Origin of the sequence: Geminicoccus sp., from assembly GCF_036263595.1 — a bacterium.
GTDB lineage: Bacteria > Pseudomonadota > Alphaproteobacteria > Geminicoccales > Geminicoccaceae > Geminicoccus.
The window spans coordinates 1-7782 of the sequence record NZ_DATAGQ010000209.1 but is presented as its reverse complement, the minus strand read 5'-3'; the positions used below and the strand labels follow the sequence as shown (position 1 = coordinate 7782).

The 7782-nt window shown below is 63.7% G+C and carries 13 protein-coding genes; 3 read left to right on the top strand and 10 right to left on the bottom strand.

Annotation, left to right across the window (positions count from 1 at the left end; translation table 11 throughout):
• The first annotated feature begins 7 nt into the window (after positions 1 to 7).
• A complete protein-coding gene (locus VHL31_RS27075; RefSeq protein ID WP_414653811.1) occupies positions 8 to 208 on the top strand; it encodes a TOBE-like domain-containing protein in 201 nt (66 codons plus the stop codon).
• Between the two features lie 92 nt (positions 209 to 300).
• On the opposite strand, the gene VHL31_RS23495 is transcribed toward VHL31_RS27075, so the two are convergent.
• The 7 genes from VHL31_RS23495 to VHL31_RS23465 form a co-directional block, all read right to left on the bottom strand.
• Entirely contained in the window at positions 301 to 633 is a 333-nt protein-coding gene (locus VHL31_RS23495) for a cation transporter (RefSeq protein WP_329663684.1), read from the bottom strand.
• A gap of 188 nt (positions 634 to 821) precedes the next feature.
• Positions 822 to 2213, bottom strand: a complete 1392-nt coding sequence (gene chrA / locus VHL31_RS23490; RefSeq protein WP_329663683.1) for a chromate efflux transporter — start codon at positions 2211 to 2213, stop codon at positions 822 to 824.
• Positions 2210 to 3031, bottom strand: a complete 822-nt coding sequence (locus tag VHL31_RS23485) for a sulfurtransferase/chromate resistance protein (protein WP_329663682.1) — start codon at positions 3029 to 3031, stop codon at positions 2210 to 2212. Before VHL31_RS23485 ends, chrA begins: the two co-directional genes overlap by 4 nt.
• Positions 3032 to 3770: 739 nt before the next feature.
• Positions 3771 to 4196, bottom strand: coding sequence for a response regulator (locus VHL31_RS23480; protein WP_329663681.1), 426 nt, complete (start codon positions 4194 to 4196; stop codon positions 3771 to 3773).
• 68 nt (positions 4197 to 4264) lie between these two features.
• Positions 4265 to 4441: a hypothetical protein gene (locus VHL31_RS23475; protein ID WP_329663680.1), complete on the bottom strand. Its 177-nt coding sequence runs from the start codon at positions 4439 to 4441 to the stop codon at positions 4265 to 4267.
• The gene (locus tag VHL31_RS23470; protein WP_329663679.1) at positions 4438 to 4869 is read right to left on the bottom strand and encodes a DUF2382 domain-containing protein; all 432 of its coding nucleotides are present in this window, start codon (positions 4867 to 4869) and stop codon (positions 4438 to 4440) included. Before VHL31_RS23470 ends, VHL31_RS23475 begins: the two co-directional genes overlap by 4 nt.
• A gap of 54 nt (positions 4870 to 4923) precedes the next feature.
• Positions 4924 to 5133 carry a hypothetical protein gene (locus tag VHL31_RS23465; protein WP_329663678.1) on the bottom strand — a complete coding sequence of 70 codons (210 nt, stop codon included), beginning with the start codon at positions 5131 to 5133 and terminating at the stop codon, positions 4924 to 4926.
• Between the two features lie 190 nt (positions 5134 to 5323).
• Here VHL31_RS23465 and VHL31_RS23460 point away from each other — a divergent pair, with 190 nt between their 5' ends.
• Positions 5324 to 5809: a Crp/Fnr family transcriptional regulator gene (locus VHL31_RS23460; RefSeq protein ID WP_329663677.1), complete on the top strand. Its 486-nt coding sequence runs from the start codon at positions 5324 to 5326 to the stop codon at positions 5807 to 5809.
• A gap of 90 nt (positions 5810 to 5899) precedes the next feature.
• The gene (locus tag VHL31_RS23455) at positions 5900 to 6145 is read left to right on the top strand and encodes a hypothetical protein (RefSeq protein ID WP_329663676.1); all 246 of its coding nucleotides are present in this window, start codon (positions 5900 to 5902) and stop codon (positions 6143 to 6145) included.
• A gap of 80 nt (positions 6146 to 6225) precedes the next feature.
• Here VHL31_RS23455 and VHL31_RS23450 read toward each other — a convergent pair whose 3' ends face one another.
• From VHL31_RS23450 to VHL31_RS27070, 3 genes are all read right to left on the bottom strand, one after another.
• Entirely contained in the window at positions 6226 to 6417 is a 192-nt protein-coding gene (locus VHL31_RS23450) for a hypothetical protein (protein ID WP_329663675.1), read from the bottom strand.
• A 606-nt stretch (positions 6418 to 7023) separates the two neighbouring features.
• Complete coding sequence (locus VHL31_RS23445; protein ID WP_414653809.1) at positions 7024 to 7542, bottom strand: hypothetical protein; 519 nt, start codon at positions 7540 to 7542, stop codon at positions 7024 to 7026.
• 62 nt (positions 7543 to 7604) lie between these two features.
• Positions 7605 to 7760, bottom strand: a complete 156-nt coding sequence (locus VHL31_RS27070; protein ID WP_414653810.1) for a hypothetical protein — start codon at positions 7758 to 7760, stop codon at positions 7605 to 7607.
• Positions 7761 to 7782: the final 22 nt, after the last annotated feature.

The window sequence follows — 7782 nt, the reverse complement described above, 5'->3', positions numbered from 1 at the left end:
GGGCTCGGTGATCCGGATCGACCTCGATGTCGAGGGCCGCACGGATCCGGTCGAAGCCTCCATGCCACCATCACGCTGGCGCGACCTTGGCATCGAAAGGGGTGAAAGCGTGCACGTTCGTGCAGCCAGCGCGCGGATCTTTCCAGCTGGAGCTCACCTAGCGGATCGGTCGGCAGCGCCTGCTCACCCACCCCCCAGATCGAGATAATGTCCTGGGTAGTCGGACGGGCTCCACGGCGATGGCCTGATTGAACTGGATCGAGATGGACGCTGTCAGGTGGACCACCGACCCGAAGCCGATCAGCAGGGCGACGATGGCGAGGATAAGCGCGTCGTATAGTCCGCCAGCTCATCGAGCTTGCCGGTCCCAAAGGTGAACCGCTCGTCCTCGGCATGGCGGCGGGTGCACAGGCAGGCCGCTGCCGCGATGGTGAGCGCCCCGGCATGGGTCGCCATCTGGAAGCTGTCGGCCAGTAAGGCCATCGAACCAAAGGCGACACCGGCGACGATCTCGCGGACCATCATCGCCGTCGTGATCGTGATGACAATCCAGGTCCGCCGCTCGTTTCGGGCATGATCCGCACCCAAAAACACATGCCGGTGCTGCCAGGGCTCAAGGGAATGGGTGTGCATGCCGCGATCTTCTGCTGCTTCGAGCGACAGCGTGCTGGCAGCCGCCACCAAATGGCTGGGTTGGAAGCTGGGCTGGTCCTGGCAAGGCCACCGCAATGTCTTGATCGAGACCTGGATCGAACGGCAGCGCTTCCAGTATAGCTGCCTTGCAGCCCCAGACCGCCCGATCCTCTTATCGATCAGGTGATCTAACCTAAGGCAAGCCGTACAAGAAGCCCGGCTCCTGCGGCAATTCCAAGGGTCTTCACCACCCCCAGCTTGAAGCGGAACAGGCAAAGGGCTGCCAAAGCAGCCAACGCCAGTGCCACCGGATCGAGTGTGGTGAGCACCGGCAGATCCACCGCGAACGGACCTGCCTGCATGGCCTGCACCTCGCGGAACAGAACCCGCAACCCGAACCAGACCGCCAGATTGGCGACGACGCCGACCACGGCGGCCGTGATCGCCGCCAACGCTGCGGAGAGCGCCCGGTTGGCCTGCAGCCGCTCGATCACCGGGGCGCCCAGGAAGACGAACACGAAGCAGGGTGCGAAGGTCACCCAGAGCACCAGCACCGAGGCGATGATGCCACCAGGGATACCGCTTACCGCCTCCGGTGCGCGGAACCCGGCAAGGAAGCCAACGAACTGCAGCACCAGGATGAGCGGCCCGGGCGTTGTCTCCGCCAGCCCCAGGCCGGCCAGCATCTCGTCAGCTGACAGCCAGTGGTAGGCCTGGACGGCATCCTGCGCGACATAAGCCAGCACCGCATAAGCGCCACCGACGGTGACCACGGCCATCTTGGAGAAGAACCAGGCGACGTCGGCGTAGGTCCCGCCCACGGTCGCCAGCAGGACGGCGACCGGCACCAGCCATAGCGCCAAGCCGATCATACCGGCGCGGCGCGCACTCGCGGCAAGCCGACCCGGACGGGCTGGATCAGCCGCCAGCACCGCGTCGATCAGGGCCGGTGCATCATTCTTCGCCTCGCCATGGCTGGAAGGCGTGAAGGCTGCGGGTGCCAGATAGCCGATGATGCCGGCCGTCAGCACCACCAGCGGGAAGGGCAGGTTCAGGAAGAACAGGGCGATGAAAGCGGCGATCGCCATGGCCCAGGCTGCCTTGCCCTTCAGCGCCCGCCGGCCGATCCGTAGTAATGCCTCGACCACGATGACAAGGACCGCGCATTTCAGGCCGAAGAACAGGGCAGCAATCACCGGGACGTCGCCGAGTGTCGCATAGAGGAGCGAGAGCGCCAGCATGACGGCGGCCCCCGGCAGCACGAACAGGATGCCGGCAGCCAGCCCACCGCGCACGCCGTGCATGAGCCAGCCGAGATAGGTCGCAAGCTGCTGGGCTTCCGGTCCCGGCAGCAGGGTGCAGAAGTTGAGCGCGTGCAGGAAGCGCCGGTCGCCGATCCAGTGCCGCTCGTCCACCACCTCCCGATGTAACAGCGCGATCTGTCCAGCCGGGCCGCCAAAGGAGAGCAGGCCGATCCTCAGCCAAACCCGCAAGGCTTCGGCAAAAGAGGGTAGCTGTGCGTGGGCCTCGGCAGCCGACACGGCTTCTGGGACAGACGAGCCTTCGGTGGTCTTGATCATGAGCTGGCAGCCTTCTTCACTGGCCAGTTGTGGGTCTCATCGGTTGCGTCCCGGCACCAGCGGTAGAAGGCGTCATACAAGGACAGCCCGGCCTCGAGTTGCTCGAGGTCATCCGCATACATCCGGGACAGCCCGAGCGAGGCTGCCAGCAGACCGGGTGCTTCCGGCGCCAGATCGAGGCGTGCCGTGTCTGCGGCCCGGACGATCGTGGCCAGTCGGCGCAGTGCTTCGGTCCCAAGACCAAACTCGTCCAGCATGACATCGAAGGTGCAGAACTCGCCACGATGGCTCCAGAAGACGTCCTCGATGTCAAAGGGTGCTGCACCAAAGCGCTCGCCCACGGCCGTAACTTCGGACGGTGTGACGAACAGGAACACGGCACCGGGATCAACGAAGCGGCGGATCAGCCAGGGACAGGCGATCCGGTCGATCTTCGGCCGCGTACGCGTGACCCAGACAGTTCGTCCTTGCTCGTCCCGCGTAGGCAGCTTGGCTTCAGGTACCGCCGGCAGGCCAGCCGTCGCCCAGGCCGCAAAGCCGCCCTCCAGCACGTTTGCCGCGATGCCCTCGTGGCGCAGCCAGGCGGCCACGCCCTGGCTCAATTTCTGCCCACGCTGGCAGATGACGATCGCGGTGCGGCCGCGCAGTGGCTCGACCCAGTGATGAACCTGGTCATGCCGCCGCCAGATCGATCCCGGGATCAGGCGTGGATCGGCGGCGGCATCGTCGTCCGTACGCACGTCGATCAGCACCGGGCACCTGGGTGTCCCGATCAGGCGGGTAAGCTTGTCGATGGAGATGGTGGTCGTCGAAGACATGCAGCGTCCTTCCGTTGCTCGGTGCGGGACGCGATGCTTCGGCTGACGCCTCGTGGGGAGATCGCCTTCCCCATGCCAAGGACCTAGAACGCCGGTTCAGGCTGGGCAAGGGCTCCAAGCGTGAGGCTAGATGACCGGCCTGTTCCACTTTGCCGATCAGGCGGTGATCCTCCGAGCGCAGCGACGATGGCGGCAAGAGCTGGCAGCCCATGGATGGCGCCTTGCCCATCAGCCTGCGCAGGCTCTAGTCGAACCGCTGCAACTTGTCGTACATCCAGCAGTTGTGTGGAACGAGACGGCGCAGCTAAGGCGTTCTGTGGCCGAAGGGTGCTTGACGGCAGTAGGGCGCTCGAGGAGAGCGTCCAGGCGCATGTCCTCTTGCGCTGGCGCGCAACCATCCTGGTGAAAAGACGTTTCGACCAAGCGACATCCAGACGAACTGCGATGGGCAGGATCGTCGATGGTTGAAAGAGGTTTATCAGCGGCGACAATGACCCGTATGGGTCCGTCTGGGGACGCCCAGCAAGCTGAGGTCGTTGGCTTGGTCAGCGAGCGGGATGGACGCGTTGATGAGGCATGGCAGCATTACCGCCGCCACGCAGACGCCGTTCTTCGTTCGGCAGCCAGCGCAGACGAACGTCTTCGTGCCGCTCTGCGTGGTGCCCTGGAGACGGACGAGGAGTAGTTCAGGTTCGGTATCGCAGCTGGCCTCGGCTGTCTTGGTTTGTTCGTGAGCTGCTCAGTTGTCCTTCGGTCGGAACAGCTCCAGACCCGCTGGAACCTGTGTCGTCTCATCTCCGCGGCGGAGCCTGGCGATGAAGTTGATGATCTCAGGTACACTGGCGCTGTCATAAGGCTTGCGCACCAAGCCCCAGGCCAGATGGCGGTTGGCACGGGCATGGCCTGCTTGGGCACTGAGAAACAGGCAAGGCGTCTGGTGGCGCTGGTGCAGGTAGTAGGCCACCTCCACGCCGTCGCCGCCATCGCGCAGGTTGAGGTCGATCAGGGCAAGGTCCGGACGCGTCATTTGGCAAAGCGCGATAGCATCCTCGACGCTATCGGCTGGGCCCAGAACTCGAAAGCCAGCGATCTTCAATGCCCACTCCAGGGCAAAGGGGCGATGAGGGTCTCGTCCTCCACGACGAGGATGCGCATCGGCGTTCAATCTAATGCCAGGCCGTACTGCCCGAGCGAGTGAGAGAGCTACCTTGGGAAGATGCTCTCGTCTGTTAGCTAGATGGTGTCCTGGTCACGGCGCAGGGCGAGGTCGATGCCGGCCAGGCCGTTGCAGTTCTCGACGTCCTTGCGGATCGTGATGTCCTGCTTGAGCATGCCCAGCGCTACCAGCCGGTCATGGATCGTCTTGGTTACAGCGCTCATATCGTACGACGCCGTCGTCGTCTGGTTCATGGCAGCTCTTCCTGAATGACGATCGGTGGGCCGAGATCCGGCTCATCCACCCGTCTTACCGTCGCAAGCTCAGCGCGCAGCGGGATCATCCGGCGGACCGGCACCTCCTGCGAGAGCTTCTTGATCCGCAACTCTTCCTTCAGCACGAGCCGGGTCCCGACGACGAGCTGTTCCTCCACGACCGGAACGATCAGCACGCCATGCTCTTCCCGAACGGGCGGCACCTCGTCGACGAACTGGTCGATGGTGATCCGGTCGACGGTGACTTCCTCCTCGTGCAGGAGGGCTTCCACGAACTGCTGCCTCGTCTCCACCTCGATGGCGACATGGGTACGACCGAGCTCGACGATGCGGCGGTCGATCTTGAGGCGCTCTTCCAGCAGCTCGACCTGCTGGCCATGCTGATGATGGACAAATGGTTCAGCCATGGGAACGTAACAGGAGGCCGCCCCGGCAGTTCCTGAAACGCTTGTGGATGCTGATCAGTCGGCCGGCCGGGTGGCGCCGATGTCATGCAGCGTGCTGCTTTCCTCTTGAGACGTCGCATCCTCCTTGTTGCGCATGGCTTCCTCCTGTTCGCGCCGGCGCGGCGCATCGAGCGTTTCTTCCGCCCGGCGAGCATTCTCGTGAGGATCGGAGTTGAGCGCTCCGGTGAGCGATCCGATGACGGGCTTCTTATCGTCTTCGGTCATGACATCTCCTGCTGGTACCGCTCCCGGCAGCTCTGCTGGAAGCCATACCAGCCAAACGGCTGGATAGCGCCAGCGGTGCCGGAGCTGCTCGCACGTCGGCCTGTCATCGTTCCGCCATGCCGTTCGGCTATGTGCACCATGCCGAGCAGGATCAGTCGTTGCCGAGACGGCAAGAGGTACAAGAGCGGTGGTGGTAAACCAGCTGGCGCAGGTCGGACCCTTCCGTGACCTGCCATTGGCAGCGCTGGAGGGTTTAAGCCAGCAATGCTCGTCCGCTCACCGTCAAGCGGGCGAGATCCTCTATGACTCTGCCGAGAAGGTGCCGCCTTGCGTGTTCCTGATCGTGGCGGGCAGGGTCGAGATCCTGCAGGGTCAAACCAAGATGGCACTTGTTGCGGTGGGCCGCGCCAGTGCTGGCCAGCTGGTCGGCGAGTTCACCGCGCTCGATGGCGTCCGGGGGCACAACCTGGTGCGTGCCATCGAGGCGACGCAGTCTGTCACCATTCCGCAGGACGTGTTCCGAGGCTTGATCGAGCAGCATCCGCCGGTGGCCTTGAACCTGCTGCGCGATATGATCGGCATCATTCGCAAGCTGAACGACCGGATGGCGTTGCTGGCGGGCACGCATGCGGAGTTCGAGCGCATCCGCCAGGACCTGTTCCGGTTTGTGGTCTGATGCCCCACACGAGCAAGCCACCATGACCGGCACATCAACAGCTCGTTCCCCTTCACAGTCTTCCTCGGTCAGCAGACGAAAGGGATCCAGATGAAGATCAACACATGGACATGGGCAGCCGCCGTGGCTGGCCTGCTTGCCGGCACAGCCGGCAGCGCGCTGGCTGAAGACCGCATGGAGTGCGGCGTGGAATCGTCGAGCTCGACCACGACGCAAGGCTGCCGGCCCGATGCGACCGACGGCGATGCTGCCGGCGGGGGACAGGGCAGTGGCGGATCTGGTTCCAATTCCTCCAGCGGGGGCAGCTCTGGCGGTGGATCCGGCAGCGGCGGCTGAAGCCACCCGTAGGACTCTTTGCTAGTGTAGATGCAGGAGGCGGGGTCAGCGTTGGTATGCTGATCCTGCTCTCATTAGTCTCATCGGGATACTTGCTGCTGCCGCGCGATCAGCAATGTCATGATCGACCAGGCAAGGTAGCCTGAGATCCAGGCGACGCAGGCCAGCAGGATCATGTCGTCGTTGGTGAGAAGCAGACGTCCTGCGTGCTGCTGGAAGGACAGCAGGAGGTAGAGGAGCGAGCCAGCCACTGCACCAAGGATGCTGATCATCAGCCGGCACCATCGCGGCATCACAAGATCACCTGCCCGTGCATGATACCTGATCCATTGGACGCCATCTGGTCCAGCCATTGCTGGAACGCGAAGCTGGCAGCCTAGGTGGAGCACATGGCAGTTGTGTGACTGCCTAGTCAGGCCATGACGCCACCATGCTCATCCCATGAACTCGACGTCACTGCAGCCTGCAACGCTGGAAGCCCGCTCGATGGGCACCAGATGGGGCTGTGACCGCAACAACGGACAGGCTGGCCCGTGCAGGCAAAGACGCAGATGCAGAACGACGAGTTGTTCGACTATCGGGGGAGGCTGCGCTCAGCGTTCGCCGAGCAGACGGAATGGTCGGCAGCGGAACGGGAGCACCAGCGGCATGTCAGGCATGTGCTGCCCGAGACATCCTGGGAAGACCTGGCGCAAGCTATCGCTGATGAGAGGCATGACCGCGTTGCCGGGCGCCCAGAGTTCCAGTGAGGTTCCTTGCTGTGAGCAGGCCTGGGTGCTGAGCAGGCTCGCAAAGCTACAGCCGACGTAACAGGCGCTGGCTCCAGTTGATGCCCGAAGCCATTCAGCTCCGGGCATCGAATAGCCGTAAGCTGGAGCCTAGGCCGCGTTGTCGTCGACGATCAGGATCATGTCACCGGCAGCCGAGATCTCGACATCGACATCCCGGCCGTCATGCGTGCCCTCGAACTCGTAGACCATCGCCATGTCGGAACGCTGGCTGAGCTCGATCTTGGTCGGCTGGAAGTCAGCCAGGTAGGCCTTCATCAGCTTCGAGACCTTCTCGGGCACGTCACCCATGGCGATCTCGCGCTCGATCTCGTCCAGCCGGCCATCAGGATGCACGTCCAGCTCGACGTTCTTGCCGTCCATGTCGGTACCGGCGACCTCGTAGACCATCATGCCGTCCTCGCCCAGGTCGACATCCGCCGAGGTGACCTTGAAGCCGGGCATGTGCCGGTCGGCCACCATCAACACAGCAGGCGGAACCTGACTGAGTTCAATCGTCATGTCGCCCGTCACGCCTGCCGGCGCCGCTGTCGTATCCTGTGCGGCTGCATATCCACTACCGCCAGCCAAGGCCGCTGCACCAAGCGCCGTAATCATGATCTTCCGCATGTCGTTCTTCATCCACGTGGTGTGTCGGATAGCCTAGTGCCGACGCAAGATCTTCAGCGCCGTCATGCCCAACGTAGATCGACATGATGATAGTAAGATGCTCGCCTGGATGCGCCGCGGCGACCGTGGCGAGCTTCGCGCCCAGCCCATTTTTCGAACGCGGCCTGCGCGGCTGGACTGCTCTGTGGGTGACGCGGCCGGGTTTTCTGGCGCGACAAGCCGAGCCGCTTGAGTAGCCGC